Below are 14,551 nucleotides of genomic sequence, written 5' to 3'. Positions count from 1 at the left end.
TTTGACAGCGGCAAATCCGGGCGGCCTCTTTTAATCCGTAGGTTCCGGGTTCGAGCCCCGGGCGCCCTACCACCCCCACCTGCGGTTCCTTCCCTTATGGGAAAGTTTCTTGCTGATCGTGAGACACATGTGGGTCACACCTGGGTCACTTGGTCAGGCCGCCTTCCGGAGTTTGCGGCCGGTCCTGCGCGCCTTGCCCAGCACCAGCCGCGCGATCGCCTGGGCTGAGCGGTGATACACCTCTGGCAGCACCGAGGTGTAGATGTCGGAGGTCACCACGATGCTGCCGTGTCCGAGCGTGCCCTGCACGACCCGCAGGTCGGTGCCGCAGGCCAAGGCGAGGGTGGCGGTGCCGTGGCGCAGGTCGTGCAGCCGGATCGGTGGCAGGCCGCTCGCGCGGACAAGGTTTCGGAACCGGACGGTGAGATAGTCCGGTCGTAGGGGAGATCCGTCCACCCGCGTGAAGATCGGGCCTGTTTCCCGCCAAGCGTCGCCCAGTCGCCGCCGCTCGGTCTGCTCGTGACGGCATAGCAGGCGAACCGTCTGCGGGTCCAGGGCGATGATCCGCTGGCTGGCGGCGCTTTTCGGCGGGCAGGCGATCAGGCCGGCGTCGGTGCGCACCAGTTGCCGGTTGACCGCGAGTTTTCGCCGGTCCAGATCCAGGTCGATCCAGCGTAGCCCGGCTGCCTCTCCGCGGCGTAGCCCGCGCAGCGCGATCAGCTGCCACAACGTGTACAGCCGATCGCGTCGGGCGAAGGCCAGGAATTCGGCTAGTTGGTCGGCAGTCCACACCGCTACCGTCGGGTGTTCGTCCTCGCGCCGCCAGGCGGCCACCCGCCGGTCGGTCCACACCTGCGGATACGGCCGGGAGGGCGCGGGTAGCCGGATCAAGCGTGCCGGGTTGGAGGCGATCAGGCCCTCACGCACTGCGGCGTTCAATGCCGCGCGCAGCGTTGCCCGGATCCGGTGCAGGGTGGAGGGCGCGATCGACTTGCCGTAGCGGGTGCGCCGTCCGGCGAGGGCGGCGAACATGCGGCTGAGGTCTAGGGTTGTGAGCTGGGCCAGCTCGATCCGGCCCAAGTACGGGATCAGATGCAGGCGTACGTGATCGGCGTAGCCTTCGCGGGTGCTGGGCCGCAGTCCCTGCTGAGCCTGTAGCCAGCAGCGCAGCCATCGCGCCACCGTATATCCCGCCCCCAGCCCGCCGTCCCGATCGGCGGCGATCACCTCACCACCCGCGCGGTAAGCCTGTTCGGCAGTGGTGAACCCGCCACGCCGGAGCCGCTCGCGACGCCCGGCCGGGCCACTTACCTGGACTGCGAAGTACCAGCTACCATGCCCGTCCTCCTCCAGCCGCACGCAGCTTCCGCCCAGCTGCCTACTCGTACGCGCATCGACGCATCCACATCGCTTGTACACCACGATGCGATCCTGGCGGTGTCTCATTGTCCCGTCCTTTCTTGATCGCCATTAAGGGCAGGACAACACCGACATCGGCCGCCGACAACCAGGCGAGAGCAAAGACTCAGGACGAGCTACCAAACGGATCCACACGGACCGGGCCTCGATCATCCGGCTGGTCGACGCGGTGCCGGCCGAGCAGACCAACGAATAGATCGAAGTCTGTCGCTACTTGGGCGCCGACGGCTACGCCGCCCAAGCTCGCCTTCCCGGGCGTCGTGAACTACAGAAAGCCGCGACCAAAGATCGCTAGTCGCCTGGGGCGTCGGGGTCGGTGCTGGTGAAGAGGGTGTTCTGTTCTCTGATCCGCCTTTGCGTCAGGGCACGTTGCCATTTTCCGCTGGTGGTGCGGGACAGCCAGCCCGGCCGCACTGGGTGAACGTGCACGGCCGTCAGAGCCAGGTGATCGGCTATCAACTGGCGGATTTCGGTGCAGACGACGGACGGGTCGTAGCTAGGGGCGATTTCGGCGACGACCACGACGTGTTCGTTCTCGGCATAGGCGACGCACCGGCCGCGATGCACACCGGTCTGCCGGGCAGCGAGGTCTTCGACGTCTTCAGGGAAGTAGTTCTGCCCCCGAACGATGATCATTTCCTTGGTGCGGCCGGCGATGAACAGGTCGCCGTCGAGTTGGAATCCGAGGTCGCCGGTGTGCAGCCATGGGCCTTCGAAAAGTGCGGCGGTGGCGGATCGGTTGGCGTAGTAGCCGGAGGTCACGCAGGGGCCGCTGATCTGGATCTCGCCGACTTGTCCCGGCGCACACTCGGCTCCGGTCGCATCGATGAGTCTCAATCGCATGTCCTGAACCGGGCGGCCGACGCTCACCACTGGTTTAGCGGCTGGATGGTGGGGGGCCACCAGCGCGCACCGGCCGTGGTCGGAGAGTTCCGTCCGGTCCACGTGGATGATGCGCGGGACGGTCCCAGGTTCGGGAAACGTGATGGGCAGCGTGGCTTCGGCCATTCCATACACCGGGTACATCACAGACTCCGGTACTCCCGCCGAGGCGAAGCATTTGGTGAAGGCTTCCACGGTGGAGGCCTTCACCGGTTCGGCGCCGTTGAACGCCAGCCTCCAGCGGGAAAGATCAAGGTTGGACAGAAGCTCGGGGGTGGCGGCGGCCACGATACGGTCGTAGGAGAAGTTCGGCCCCATGAGCAGGGTTCCGCCGTGGTCGGACAGGATTTGCAGGACGCGGGCCGGCCGCCGGATGAAGGCAAGCGGGGACAGGACCTGGGCACTGCCACCGGCCATGAGCGGCGCCAGCAGGCCGAACAGGCCCATGTCGTGGTAGTGCGGCAGCCAGGTCACCATCGTGTCCTGCCGGGTCAGGCGCGCGGAGGCGACGATCGACCGGAGCGCGGCTTGCACGGCCGAGTGCGGCAGCATCACCCCCTTGGGATGGCCGGTGCTGCCCGAGGTGTACTGCAGGACGGCCAGATCACCCTCGGCGACCTCCGGAAGCCGGCCGGGTGGCGCGGCCAGGTTCGCGTCCAGCACCACAAGGCCGGGCGACATCCGCTGGAGGGCGTGCCCGATGTCGGAGTGGTCCTCATGCACGACGAGGTAACGCATCCGAGCAGTGCTGACAACGAGCGCCAGCCTCTCGGCGGACCGCTCGGGTGTCCCGGCCGCCGCGCTCAGCATGCTGGCTGCGGCGCCGGCGCGCACCACGCCCAGCAACCCGAGCAACACCTGAGGACCGGTGGGCAGCAGCAGTCCGACGACCTCACCCGGTTTCACTCCGGCAGCCACCAGCCCGGCCGCGAATCGCTCGGATCCGCGGTCCAGGTCGGCAGCCGTGAGCCGCTCTCCCGTGCCGGGGAAGGACACCGTCACACCGGGATCCAGCAAGGACGCCGCTTCGGCCAAGGTGGCACAGTCCAGAGCTCGGCCCCTGTCGCCTCCGCTACTCATCGCATGACCTCCTGCAGCCGCACCAGGAGCGGCTCGGCGGGGGTGACACTGGTGCCGTTAGGCGATGTGTCGCCGATGTGAGGGCCTGGTGGAGCATGGAGGCTGAAGTGGTGCAGTACGGCAGCGGCGATCAGCTTGGTCTCCATTGTTCCCACGTGGATACCTGCGCAGAGCCGTCGGCCTGCGCTGAACGGAGTCATCGCGAAGCGGCTGCGCGTGGTGTCGGTTGAGGTGAACCGCTGGGGTCGGAATTCGTCTGGATCGGCGAAGGACGCGGGATCGCGCTGTGTGTCGGCGATGGAGTAGAACACTTCAGTGCCGGCAGGTAGCAATGTGTCTCCGAAGACCAGGTCCGTCTCGGCTCGGCGCGGCAACCAGAACAGCGGCGGGTGCAGCCGCGCGGTTTCGGAGAAGACAGCCTCCATGAGCTGTGAGTCGCCTGGCTCCGAGGCAGCGAGATCCCTGCGAACGGCGCTCTGCTCTGCCGGGTGGCGAGCGAGCAGCCACAACAATCGGGCCGAAAGATACGCCGTTGTCTCGAATCCAGCGAGAAGCAAGATCGCGATGTGGCCGGCGATCTCCTCATCCGTCGGAGGGCCGGGCAATGTGCGCAGGCGCGCCACCAACCTCGCCACCCCGTAGCTCCGCTCGTCTTCCACGGCGTGTGCCCGGTCGACCCCGGTCAGCAAAAGCGCGCGAACCCGGCGGCGGCTCCGGGCGATGTCACGGATCAGACGGTCTCCGCCGGGTGTGCCGAGTTCGAGATCGGGCGCTTGCAGCGTGACGAACAAACCAAGGAGTTCCGACGCCTCCGACGCCGACAGCCCCGCGAAGACAGCCGCGGCGACCTCGAATGTCACCTTTTTGGTGAAGGCGTGCAGGTCGACGGGCTCATCGACGGGCAGTGCCGGGACGACGCGATCGAGGATCTCGCTGGCCACCGGAGCGTACTCGGCCGTCGCCTTCCGGTTCAGGACCGCCATCAACGCTCTGCGGGCTGCTCTGTGCGGTTCATCGTCAAGGTTGAGCAGTCCTCTGCCGAACCGCTCACCGAAGATCAGGTCCCAGCCATGAGCGTGGGACAGCTCCGAGTCGGCGGCATTGAAGAAGTGCTCGGCCATGGCCGAGCCACGTAGGTAGATCCGCGATCCAGGAACCGGGCAACCGCTCATCGGGAAGCCACCTGTGAGACACAGATCTGCTCCACCAGGCCGTTGAGGGTCGGGGGGGTCATGAAGATCCGCGGATCCACTTCCTCCTCCATGCCGAACGCCTCTTCCAGCGCCAATAGCAGCTCCACTCGATCGATCGAATCCAGGCCCAGTTCGGCGGCGATGTGCTCCTCGCCGCTGATCGGCCCGGTCAACTCCGGCCGGATGCTGCGGACCGCTGCCACCAGAACCTCAAGGATCGCTTGGCTGTCCATTTCCTGGGCACTCAACAGATGCCCTCCCAGACGTAGGGTTTCTCGCCCTGATGGTTACCCTGTGTAGGTGTATCAAAACTCAGAGTCAAGGGATGGGCATGGGCTCACTGTCGGGTAAGACGGCACTGGTCACTGGCGGATCTCGCGGTATCGGACGATCCATCGTCGAAAGGCTCACAGCAGAAGGAGCACAGGTCGCCTTCGGCTACCGCCAAGCCACGGATGCGGCCCACGAGGTCGCGGCCGCCACCGGCGCACGGCCGATACAAGCCGATATCGGAGTAGCCTCCGACGTCGCCCGCCTGTTCGACCTGGCCGAGCAGGCTGTCGGGCGCCTCGACATCCTGGTGAACAACGCCGCGGTCTGGCTGCCTAGCGGACGGATCGAAGAGGCCAGCGAAGCAACCTACGAGACAGTGATGGCCGTCAACGCCAAAGGCACATTCCTTGCACTCCAGCACGCGGCAACCCGCCTCGCCGACGATGGCCGCGTGATCAACATGTCCTCGATCGGCACGCAGCGTCCGGCCCCGGGGAACGCCATCTACGCGGCCAGCAAGGCCGCCGTCGAGCAGTTCACCGCCATCGCCGCTCTGGAACTAGGAGTACGCCGCATCACGGTCAACTGTGTCGCCCCCGGCGCCACCGACACCGCCATGCTCGAGCAATCGCTGCCGCAAAAGCTCCACGCACGCGCCGCACGCAACACCATCCTGGGCCGTCTGGGAACTGGTGACGACATCGCCGGCATCATCGCCTTCCTCGCGGGCCCCGATGCCGGGTGGATCACCGGGCAGACCATCAGCGCCACCGGAGGCCTTCTCTGACCCGGATCCACGAGTAGTCACCGAGTTGCGAGCTGAAAGGCCCGCCACTCGGGTCCGCGCCCGCCCGGATCGCCACCCACGCCCGCCGCCTCCAGGTGCGCCTGCCACCTGGAGCACGGCTCCTCAGCACGGTCCTGAACCGGCTCGCCCTCCTGCCCGACCCCGGCTAACCAAGACTAATCCGCCCCTTCGATCCGGAGACCCCCGAGGCCCGTGGAGCCTCCGCCCACCGCAGCGGCAGACGGCTCACAGGGCTGCCCGGCCCACCAGGAGGGCAAGATCGAAACCGACCAGAACGACGATCACGGGCCATTCGTGGATCTTGCCCTGAAGATCGCTCCACCCTTGCCAGCAGCCACCGGGCCCTTCGCCGCCCAGCCGGCCACCAAAGGATTACCAAGCAGCCACAGACGCTGATTACTCTAAGTGCTTAACTGACCACTGTCCGTACTCGACGGTTCTGCGGCAGTGCAATGCGCATGGGACCGGACCTGCGATTCTCCGGGACATCAAATGGAAAACTTTCTAGCAGATGATTCGCCAGAAACGTCAACCTACGACTACATCGTCGTCGGCTCTGGGCCTGGCGGCGGACCTGTCGCCGCAAATCTCGCTGAGGCCGGCTTCTCGGTGCTCGTTCTCGAGGCGGGTCCGCCCAGCGGCAACGAGGTCTACCGGGACGTTCCCATATTCTTCGCACAAGCCACCGAGGACCCTGAGGTGGCCTGGGAGTACTGGGTTCAGCATAACGACGGGGGCAAAGCCGCTCACGGTGACATGTGGGTCGATGAAAAGGACGGGGTCCTCTACCCCCGAGCGTCAGCCCTCGGCGGCTGTGCCATCCACAATTCCGGCATCATCATGTACCCAGCGCACAGCGACTGGGACGACATCATGGAGTTGACGGGTGACAATGGATGGCACCACGAAGCCATGTGGCAGCACTGGCAAAAAGTGCTCGAATGGCAGGCCGTTTCCTCCAAGGACCCGTTCGCCCAACTGGAGTCTCCGCGAACCGATCCTGGCAGCCTGATCACGTCACTTGAGGGCCCGAACTGGTTCCTCAAGTCAATGGGGGACGCCGAACGTTCGGGCGAGCTCAACGACAAGGACAACGTCGGCACTTCAGGACCCTGGAACCTCCAGATCGGGATCAAGGCCGGCGTGCGCCAAGGTGTCCGGGATCGCCTCATCTCGGCCGAGCGAAACTGCCCGACGCTCGAAATCCAGTGCGATGCATTGGTAGAGAAAATCCTCTTCGAGCCCGGACAGACAGGCCCCAGGGCGGTAGGCGTCCAGTTCCTGAACGGACGTCATCTATACGAAGCCTCACCAAAATTTCAGGAAACGACCGAGGAGGAGCGGGCAGCTCTTCGACAGGTGGTCCGAGCTCGTCGCGAGGTCATCATCGCAGGCGGCACCTACAACAGCCCGCAGATCCTCATGCTGAGTGGAATCGGCCCCGCCGACCACCTGCGGGCCCACGGCATCGAAGTCCTCGTCGACTCACCTTGCGTCGGCACCAACCTGCAGGACCGGCGTGAAATCTCAGTCATCGACCGCTACGCCCTACCGGAGCTGGCGGAAAATCCCTATGTAGGCGCACTCATCAAGTCGCTCAGCCCGACAGGACCACGGCTGAGCGTCTGCCTGTCCGGGTGGCGGGCCGACCCAGAGAATTCTCAGCTGGGCCAGTTCGGCATTCCCTGCATCACCTATCGCACCGAGGGCGCCGACGGATCCGCCACCAACTGCGTCACGATAGGGGTGCCTATCCAGTTCCGGGCCCACCACCCGGACTGGGTCAAGGAGGCGTTCGCACACGTCGGGCAGTCCTGGACCTGGTTGACGCTCATGGGGTACACCGGGGACCGGAACGGCTACGTGCGCCTGCGTTCAGGCGACCCAACCCGCTGTCCGGATATCAACTTCCGCGCGTTCGGCAACGGTGCGGGTGGAGAAAAGGACCTTGCCGCACTGACACAGGCCATCGAGATGTGCCGCGAGCTGAATCGCGTCGAACCCGGCGAAGGCGAAATCTTCCCCGGCCCCGACGTCCAGGATCTCGGCGACTTCATTCGTAAGGAGCACTACGGCCACCATGCGGCGTGCTCCAACCCGCTCGGAAGGACCATCGATGACTCGGTCGTCGACAGCTCCTTCAAGGTCCACGGAGTGGAAGGGCTGCGCATCGTAGATGCCTCGGTATTTCCGAAGATGCCCGGCCTGTTCCTTATCGCAGCTGTCCAAACCCTCTCTCAGAAGGCCAGTATCGACATTCTTCATGATGCAGGCGACTAAAAATCGACGCAACGGTGTGTTATCGGAGAGTCACAACGGAAAGGATCCTCCATGTTCACCAAGCTTCAAGAGCGCAAAATCAACCACTTCTTCAACGTACTCGACCCGGATGGGGCCGGCGCGCTGACCTTGCCAACAATCGTAGCCATCGGTGACCGCTACGCCCGGATCCGCGGCTATGCCCCCACTTCCGCCGAGGCGCAGCGCCTGCGCGCGGCTCTGGAGCACTGGTGGAAGACGGTCCTGTCCCCCATGGACGCCGACGGCGACCGTCGAATCACCCGCGAGGAGGTCTCGCAGAGGGTGGCGGCGGCGCTCTCCGACGCCGAGGGAGCCGAGGCGTTCCGTGGTGCTGGCGACGCGTTCTTCGAGGTCGCCGACGTCAACGGGGACGGACGCCTGATCAAGGACGAGTATGTGGACATCTTCGCCGTCGGATGCGGGCTGGCGCGGCGAGATATGGTTCAGGCGTTCCAGCGCCTGGATCTCCAAGGTCGGGGCTACCTGGACCTGGACGAGTGGCGCAAGCTGGTCGAAGAGTTCTTCACGAGCACGGACTCCGACGCCCCTGGGAACTGGCTCTACGGCACCTACTGAATCGGCCATTGCCGCCGTGAGCTGTGGTGAGCTCGGCGACGGCAAGCCGGCGGCAGAGCGCGATGGCGTCCTGTGGGAGAAGTGCCCCCTCGGCGGCCAGGAGGTGCCGGAGGCTCTACGGACGGTTCGGCCGCTGACGCCGAGCTGCTTTCCGATCCGTGCCGAGGTTGCAGCGACCTGGCCGCGCACGTTGGCCCAGTCAGCCAGCAGGAGGTAAAGCTGCCACGGGTCGGGGTGCAGCTGCCCGACGCCCGCGTCGGTGTGCAGAGGCGGACCAGGGCCATGCTCCATAGCGGCACATCGGCGTACGGAATGCCGTTGCCCTTGGTGAGGATCTGCTGGGCGCGGTGCCGAGCCGAACGGCCCCGCCCCAGCAGCCGCTTGGACACCAGTGCGCCTGCCGATAACGCCATCCGCGCAGGTCATCCGGCTTTCGTGGCCCTACCAGCGGCGCCTGGCCGATCTGCCGGCCAGGCGCCGTGACGTGGTCGTCGAACTGTGCGTGGCGGCCCCATCCCGGATTCGCTCGTTTCTGAACGATCATCACAGGTCCGTTAGGGACCGCATCAAACCCCTCCCGGACCGCAAACCATCCGGGGTATCAGCTCGCCAATCGGAGGTAAAGTAAGAACGGTCAAGGGATGCCATCCGCCCCGTGGTTGCTCGTTCGATGCTCGTCGGCACCTGATACGGCATAACACCGGGCGGCATTCTTGGACATTTCGAGTGCGGGCAATGCATGACACCGCGACACAATGAGACACGATTCGATAGTGGTCGGCATTTTAAACGGCGACTTTTAATCCGTAGGTTCCGGGTTCGAGCCCCGGGCGCCCTACCACTCAATACCCCATCTGACCTGGGCTTTCTCGATTCTCGACTCGTTTCCGAGAGGCGGAAATGGCCGAGTCGGTGCTCGGACAGTGCTCTTCGGCACGCGTCCGACATGCGGGCGGGCTCGACAGCGGGCACGCGTATCGGCCCTTGAACCCCGCAGGTCAAGGCAGACCCCGCCAGAACGCAAGGCAAGGGCAAACCAGAAGGGGTGACGGGCGGCTCGTGTCCGGCCTGATCATAGGCCCGGTCGAGCTGTGCGGTGCCAATACCGGCATCACACGCCTGACCTGTGGCTTCGCTCGACTATACGGCTCGGCCGTACTCGTTGATCAGACCGCTGACGGCCGGTCGTCGCTGTATTCGAACCGTGAGATCGACAACCTCGGCTGGATCATGCACAGGTGGCCGTAGCGACAGCGCCTGATGCGGCCGATGCTGGTTGTAGTGGCGCTCATACTCAGCCAGGATCTGTCTCAGATGCCGCTCGCCATGGACCAGAAGGTGATCGAGGCATTCGCGTCGGAGCGTACCGACGAACCGCTCGGCGAACGCATTCGCCCGTGGCAAGCGCGGCGGAATCTTGAGCATGCGCACATCCGCACCGGCGAACACATCGTCAAACCGCCCGCCGATTTTCCCGTCCCTGTCGCGGATCAGGAACTTGAACCCGTCGGCTCGCTCGCCCACGTCCATCAGCAGATTGTGCGCCTGCTGCGCTGTCCAGGCACCGGTCGGATGAGCCGTGACGCCGAGAATGTGCACGCGCCGCGTTTCGATCTCCATAACGAACAACACGTACAGGCGCTTGAGGAACACCGTATCGACGTGGAGAAAGTCGCACGCCAGGATGCCGGAGGCCTGAGCAGTCAGGAACTGGCGCCAGCTCAGTGAAGCCCGACGCGGCGCGGGCCCAAGCGTCACCGCCGCCAGAACCCGGCGGACCGTCCCTTCCCCCCACCCGCACCCCAAGGCCAAGTAGCTCGCCCCGAATGCGCCGATGCCCCATCGTGGATTCTCCCGCGCCAACCGGACGATCAGATCGCGAATCTCCTCAGAGAGAGGCGGCCGGCCGTGTTTGGCAGGGTAGGTCCACTTCTTCTTCACCAGCCTGCGGTGCCAGGCCAGCAGCATGCCGGGCGTCACGATGCGATGCAGCCGAAGGCGACCGGGTAACAGCCTGGCCAGCGCGGCCAACAGCGCCCGATCGGCCCAGTCCGGCCTGGGCTGGACGACCTGGCGACGCAGCACCGCGACCTCATGCCGTAACACCAAGATCTCCACCTCTTTGGAGGCGCTGCCCCGAGTGAGCAGCACCAGCCAGCCGAACACCCTGATCACCAGCAGATACAGAAGCCGAAACAACACAAAGAGACGAGCCTAGAAGACCAGGTCAGACCCTCATTGCCAGATTCTGGCACCGGACGGGTGGCGGGGACGGGCCACAGACCTGCCCCAGCGCGGGGATCGAGGGTCGTCATGAGGCGCTCCGATCCTGCAGGCGAAGACCGGCCTTCGGGTACCAGCCGGTGAGCTGGAGCAGGCGTCGCACCTGCGGAGAGGGCGAGCATAAGGTCAGAACCTGGCCGTCGCGCATACCGGCGGCCGCGGAGACCAACGCGCGCAGCCCACCGACGTCGCAGAACGCCAGGCCGCTCAGATCGACGCAGAGGCTGCCACCGCTCGCCATCGAGACCAGTGCCCTGGTCAGGGCAGGCAGGGTGGCGTAGTCGAGCTCGCCTTCGATCCGCAGGCCCGCGGGATCGACGAGCGGCGTAATGCGCAAGGGCGGATCGGCGGCCGTGTCAGGCGCGCGAATGCCGGCTGTGTCCGCGGTGTCCATGCTGGCTCCTACGGGCGGGGAGTACGGAATGAGGTGGCCGCGAGTGTGAGGCGGCCATGAACACGTGGTGTGGGAGCCAGCGTGAGTGGAGCAGTCCGGTGCGATGTATTGATCATCCCGTGGGCTCGGCCAGGCGGAAAGCGGCAACCTGCCCCACGCTTATCATCAGCCGTGATCACCGGGGCCGGCGCCGGCGTGGTGACCCGAATGGTTTGACGGCCGCATCGCTCGTGGCGTGTCATGGGGACCACTGGGGTGCTCTCCCGTTGTCCTCGGCCGGCAGATGGAGCAGACCGGCCGGCGGCATCGGATCGCGCTCGGAGCTCAAGGACGGCATGGTGAATGGCGTTGACCGCTCAACCTGCGCAGCCGCCGGGTCCGAACGACGGCGTGGATCAGGCCCTGGCCGACGTCTTGACGGCGCTCGGCACGGCTTCGCGCGCCCTCGCCGTTCAGCGTGCGACGAACATGGCCTGCCATGGCGACCGGCAGCGGCTGGCCGTCTGCCTGGACGCGATGGGGCCTGGCCGGCTCGCCGAGGTGGCCGCCGCCGCCCGGTTGCTGAGCACCGCGGCCGAGCAGGCGCTCGCCAGGAGGAATTCGTAGCGGTCGGGCAGTTCCGGTCGGCCGGCGCCGGCCCCTTCACGTCTCGCGCGACGATGAACCGACACAAAAAAATGCCCCGTGCCATGACGCGAGAATGTTCTCGCACGCCACAGCACAGGTTGAGCTTTCGCGATGTTCAGCCGGCGATCAGCTCTTGTCGCGAATCACGTCGTAGTCGGAGAACTTGATCGGGCCTTCACACAGTTTGACCATGTGCGCGTTGAACCGGTCGGTTTCCGGCAGCCTGCTGTTACGCTGGGCCTCCTCGTAGGAGGAGAATTCGACGAGGGCCACGTAGTGGTCGGGGCGATCGCGGTGCTTCGCCACGACCTCGCGCTGCACATGGCGCTTTCCCTCGGTCTGCGTCCGCCACTCGTTCATGAGCGACTCGACTTCCGCAGCGCGTTTGGTGCTGAATTCCAGAATCTGTACGAAGCTCATAAGAGCCTCCCCTTTTCCTTGCTTGCATTCCCCAGTCAATACCCTTCCGAAATAAATAGCAAGGAAATTTCGCTCAAATGAGCGAAATCCGCTCTCGGCATAAGTGGCGGGAGGCCCGCCAGGTGAAACATCCGGCCGATTTCGCGGTCCGGCGGCCTCTCGACGTCGCGGTCCGCATGATCCGGTGGCCTCTCGTCAAATCGCCCGCAGGCCCCGCCATCGCCGCAACTGATGAGGCTGACTGGGATCGCGTCTTTCCGCCGGCCCGGCTGAGCACGTTGACTGGCAAGTGACCAGCCGGCGCACCTTGCGTCGCTGTCACCGTGAGGGGGTCGTCATGACCCTGGACGCACAAGGAACGGACGCGACCAACCGCGCGGGCCTGAACGGTCAGACCCCGCGCTGCAATCACATCGACCAACTCCCCCAAGTGCGGCACGGACCACCCGAATGCAAGGAATGCCTGGCTCTCGGCCAGACCTGGACGCGCCTGCTGGCGTGCCTGACCTGCGGCTGGATCGCCTGTTCCGACGATTCCCAGGGCGGCCACGCCAAGGCCCACTACCAGGAGACCGACCACCCGGTGGCCGCCGCCCTGGGGCCGAGGTCGACCTGGCGCTGGTGCTACGTGCACCGGCGGACCGTATAGACGAGAAGAAGGCTGCTTCATGGCTGTTTCTGAACGACCGGTGCGACGCCGGCGGGACTACGACGGAACCTCGCCCTTCCCCGGGGCCGGCGAGCACGTGCCGGCCGGGCGGTCGCAGACCGCGCTGACCGGGGCGATCGTGATCGCGCCGTTCGCCGCGCTCGGTGCGGTGATCTATCTGGCGTGGGGGCACGGGGTCGCGCTCACCGACCTGCTCCTGGCCGCCGCCTTCTACGTGGTGACCGGGCTGGGAGTGACGGTCGGCTTCCACCGGCTGCTCACCCACGGCTCCTTCACCGCCCGGCCATGGTTGCGCGTGGTGCTGGCGGTCGCCGGGTCGATGGGCTTCCAGGGCAACGTGATCGACTGGGTGGCGGTGCACCGCCGCCATCACGCCTTCACCGACCGGCCGGGCGATCCGCACTCGCCCTACCGGTACGGAACCAGCCTGCGCGGGCAGCTTCGGGGGCTTGCCCACGCCCACCTCGGCTGGCTGTTCACCGACGACCAGACGTCCGCCGAACGCTACGCCCCTGACCTGCTGGCCGATCCGGCCATGACCCGCGTGGCCCGCGCCTTCCCCGCGCTGTGCGCGCTGTCGCCGGCGCTGCCGTTCGCAGCCGGCTGGGCGATCGCCGGCACCCTGTACGGCGGCCTGACCGCCTTCCTGTGGGCTGGCCTGATCCGCATCGCGCTGCTCCAGCACGTCACCTGGAGCGTCAACTCCCTGTGCCATCTCATCGGCAGCCGGCCCTTCAAGACCCGCGACCACGACCGGGCGACGAACCTGTGGCCGCTGGCCCTGCTGTCGTTCGGCGAGAGCTGGCACAACGGCCACCACAGCGAGCCGACCTGTGCCCGCCACGGTCTCGACCGGGGCCAGATCGACCCGTCCAGCGGGGTGATCCGCCTGTTCGAGCGGCTCGGCTGGGCGAGCGACGTACGCTGGCCCGATCCCGAACGCGTCCGGCGCCACCGTACCGGCGCGCTCTCACCGGCCGGAGACTGACCCCGATACCCCACCGCTCATCAGTTCCTGTGATAACCGGCACGGCCATTGCTCGTTTCCCCCTCCCAAGCCAGAGCAGACACTGGGGCTCCAAGCCGCCTGACCGCGGCGGAGCAGTGAAGGAAGATCGCGATGAGTCTGCGCTGGGAAATCAGCAACAAGGTCCAGGTACTCAAGGGCTGGGCCAGGCAACGCTTCGGCCGTGTCACCGGCAACCGGCGCCAGCAGGTCGCGGGCAAGAGCGACCGGGTCGCCGGCAATCTGAAGCAGGCCGGTAGAAAGGCCAGGGACGCCTTCAAACGCTGATCCCCACTTCGACGAACCGCCCGGCGGGTCCCAGATCTCGGATCGGGATCCCGCCCGGACGCGGGCGAATCCGACAACGGTCCCGTCGTCCCCGCCAGCCTCGCAAGGACGAAGATGGAGGCAGAACCGATGCGCGTCGCATCATTGGTGCTGATCCTGTGGCCGATCGTCGGTGCCGTCGCCGCAGGCCGGCGCAAGTACTACACGGCACCGGTGGAGAACTGCGACCAGGTGGCCACCATCGCGGTGACGATCCTGGCCGGCCCCCTCAACTACCTCGGCACGAACCCGAAGATCGACTGCCGGACGCCTCAGCCCGGCAAGTGAGGCC

At 66.0% G+C, this 14,551-nt stretch carries 16 protein-coding genes; 9 read left to right on the top strand and 7 right to left on the bottom strand.

Annotation, left to right across the window (positions count from 1 at the left end):
• Positions 1-153: 153 nt before the first annotated feature.
• The 4 genes from ACWCSD_RS03990 to ACWCSD_RS03975 form a co-directional block, all read right to left on the bottom strand.
• Entirely contained in the window at positions 154-1,359 is a 1,206-nt protein-coding gene (locus ACWCSD_RS03990; protein WP_449912963.1) for a site-specific integrase, read from the bottom strand.
• Positions 1,360-1,710: 351 nt separating this feature from the next.
• Entirely contained in the window at positions 1,711-3,336 is a 1,626-nt protein-coding gene (locus ACWCSD_RS03985) for an AMP-binding protein (protein ID WP_449912962.1), read from the bottom strand.
• A 41-nt stretch (positions 3,337-3,377) separates the two neighbouring features.
• A complete protein-coding gene (locus tag ACWCSD_RS03980; protein ID WP_449912960.1) occupies positions 3,378-4,502 on the bottom strand; it encodes a cytochrome P450 in 1,125 nt (374 codons plus the stop codon).
• 47 nt (positions 4,503-4,549) lie between these two features.
• A complete protein-coding gene (locus tag ACWCSD_RS03975; protein ID WP_397155834.1) occupies positions 4,550-4,822 on the bottom strand; it encodes an acyl carrier protein in 273 nt (90 codons plus the stop codon).
• 77 nt (positions 4,823-4,899) lie between these two features.
• Here ACWCSD_RS03975 and ACWCSD_RS03970 point away from each other — a divergent pair, with 77 nt between their 5' ends.
• The 3 genes from ACWCSD_RS03970 to ACWCSD_RS03960 all read left to right on the top strand — a co-directional run bounded on the left by ACWCSD_RS03970 (position 4,900) and on the right by ACWCSD_RS03960 (position 8,532).
• Positions 4,900-5,634 carry an SDR family oxidoreductase gene (locus tag ACWCSD_RS03970; protein WP_449912958.1) on the top strand — a complete coding sequence of 245 codons (735 nt, stop codon included), beginning with the start codon at positions 4,900-4,902 and terminating at the stop codon, positions 5,632-5,634.
• A gap of 513 nt (positions 5,635-6,147) precedes the next feature.
• Positions 6,148-7,935: a GMC family oxidoreductase gene (locus ACWCSD_RS03965; protein WP_397155830.1), complete on the top strand. Its 1,788-nt coding sequence runs from the start codon at positions 6,148-6,150 to the stop codon at positions 7,933-7,935.
• 51 nt (positions 7,936-7,986) lie between these two features.
• Positions 7,987-8,532, top strand: coding sequence for an EF-hand domain-containing protein (locus ACWCSD_RS03960; RefSeq protein ID WP_357709954.1), 546 nt, complete (start codon positions 7,987-7,989; stop codon positions 8,530-8,532).
• Between the two features lie 1,140 nt (positions 8,533-9,672).
• Here the strand turns inward: ACWCSD_RS03960 and ACWCSD_RS03955 are convergent.
• Both ACWCSD_RS03955 and ACWCSD_RS03950 read right to left on the bottom strand, forming a co-directional pair.
• On the bottom strand, positions 9,673-10,734 hold the full coding sequence (locus tag ACWCSD_RS03955) for an integrase core domain-containing protein (RefSeq protein WP_449912955.1): 1,062 nt from the start codon (positions 10,732-10,734) through the stop codon (positions 9,673-9,675).
• 109 nt (positions 10,735-10,843) lie between these two features.
• Complete coding sequence (locus tag ACWCSD_RS03950; protein WP_449912953.1) at positions 10,844-11,209, bottom strand: STAS domain-containing protein; 366 nt, start codon at positions 11,207-11,209, stop codon at positions 10,844-10,846.
• Positions 11,210-11,551: 342 nt separating this feature from the next.
• Here ACWCSD_RS03950 and ACWCSD_RS03945 point away from each other — a divergent pair, with 342 nt between their 5' ends.
• The gene (locus tag ACWCSD_RS03945; protein ID WP_387661006.1) at positions 11,552-11,815 is read left to right on the top strand and encodes a hypothetical protein; all 264 of its coding nucleotides are present in this window, start codon (positions 11,552-11,554) and stop codon (positions 11,813-11,815) included.
• 147 nt (positions 11,816-11,962) lie between these two features.
• Here the strand turns inward: ACWCSD_RS03945 and ACWCSD_RS03940 are convergent, their stop codons facing one another.
• Positions 11,963-12,256 (bottom strand): hypothetical protein, encoded by a 294-nt coding sequence (locus tag ACWCSD_RS03940; RefSeq protein ID WP_449912950.1) that lies wholly within the window; start codon positions 12,254-12,256, stop codon positions 11,963-11,965.
• A gap of 77 nt (positions 12,257-12,333) precedes the next feature.
• Here ACWCSD_RS03940 and ACWCSD_RS03935 point away from each other — a divergent pair, with 77 nt between their 5' ends.
• The 5 genes from ACWCSD_RS03935 (at position 12,334) to ACWCSD_RS03915 (ending at position 14,547) form a co-directional block, all read left to right on the top strand.
• Positions 12,334-12,549 carry a hypothetical protein gene (locus tag ACWCSD_RS03935; RefSeq protein WP_397155822.1) on the top strand — a complete coding sequence of 72 codons (216 nt, stop codon included), beginning with the start codon at positions 12,334-12,336 and terminating at the stop codon, positions 12,547-12,549.
• A 137-nt stretch (positions 12,550-12,686) separates the two neighbouring features.
• Positions 12,687-12,905 (top strand): UBP-type zinc finger domain-containing protein, encoded by a 219-nt coding sequence (locus tag ACWCSD_RS03930; RefSeq protein ID WP_449912949.1) that lies wholly within the window; start codon positions 12,687-12,689, stop codon positions 12,903-12,905.
• Positions 12,906-12,924: 19 nt separating this feature from the next.
• Positions 12,925-13,914, top strand: a complete 990-nt coding sequence (locus ACWCSD_RS03925) for an acyl-CoA desaturase (RefSeq protein ID WP_449912947.1) — start codon at positions 12,925-12,927, stop codon at positions 13,912-13,914.
• Positions 13,915-14,046: 132 nt separating this feature from the next.
• Entirely contained in the window at positions 14,047-14,220 is a 174-nt protein-coding gene (locus ACWCSD_RS03920; protein ID WP_449912945.1) for a CsbD family protein, read from the top strand.
• 114 nt (positions 14,221-14,334) lie between these two features.
• Positions 14,335-14,547 carry a hypothetical protein gene (locus ACWCSD_RS03915; RefSeq protein ID WP_449912943.1) on the top strand — a complete coding sequence of 71 codons (213 nt, stop codon included), beginning with the start codon at positions 14,335-14,337 and terminating at the stop codon, positions 14,545-14,547.
• The last annotated feature ends 4 nt before the right edge of the window (positions 14,548-14,551 follow it).

The sequence above is a fragment of the Nonomuraea sp. NPDC001684 genome (assembly GCF_053596515.1).
The sequence above is the reverse complement of the archived record's forward strand: the minus strand, read 5'-3'. Positions and strand labels throughout refer to the sequence as shown.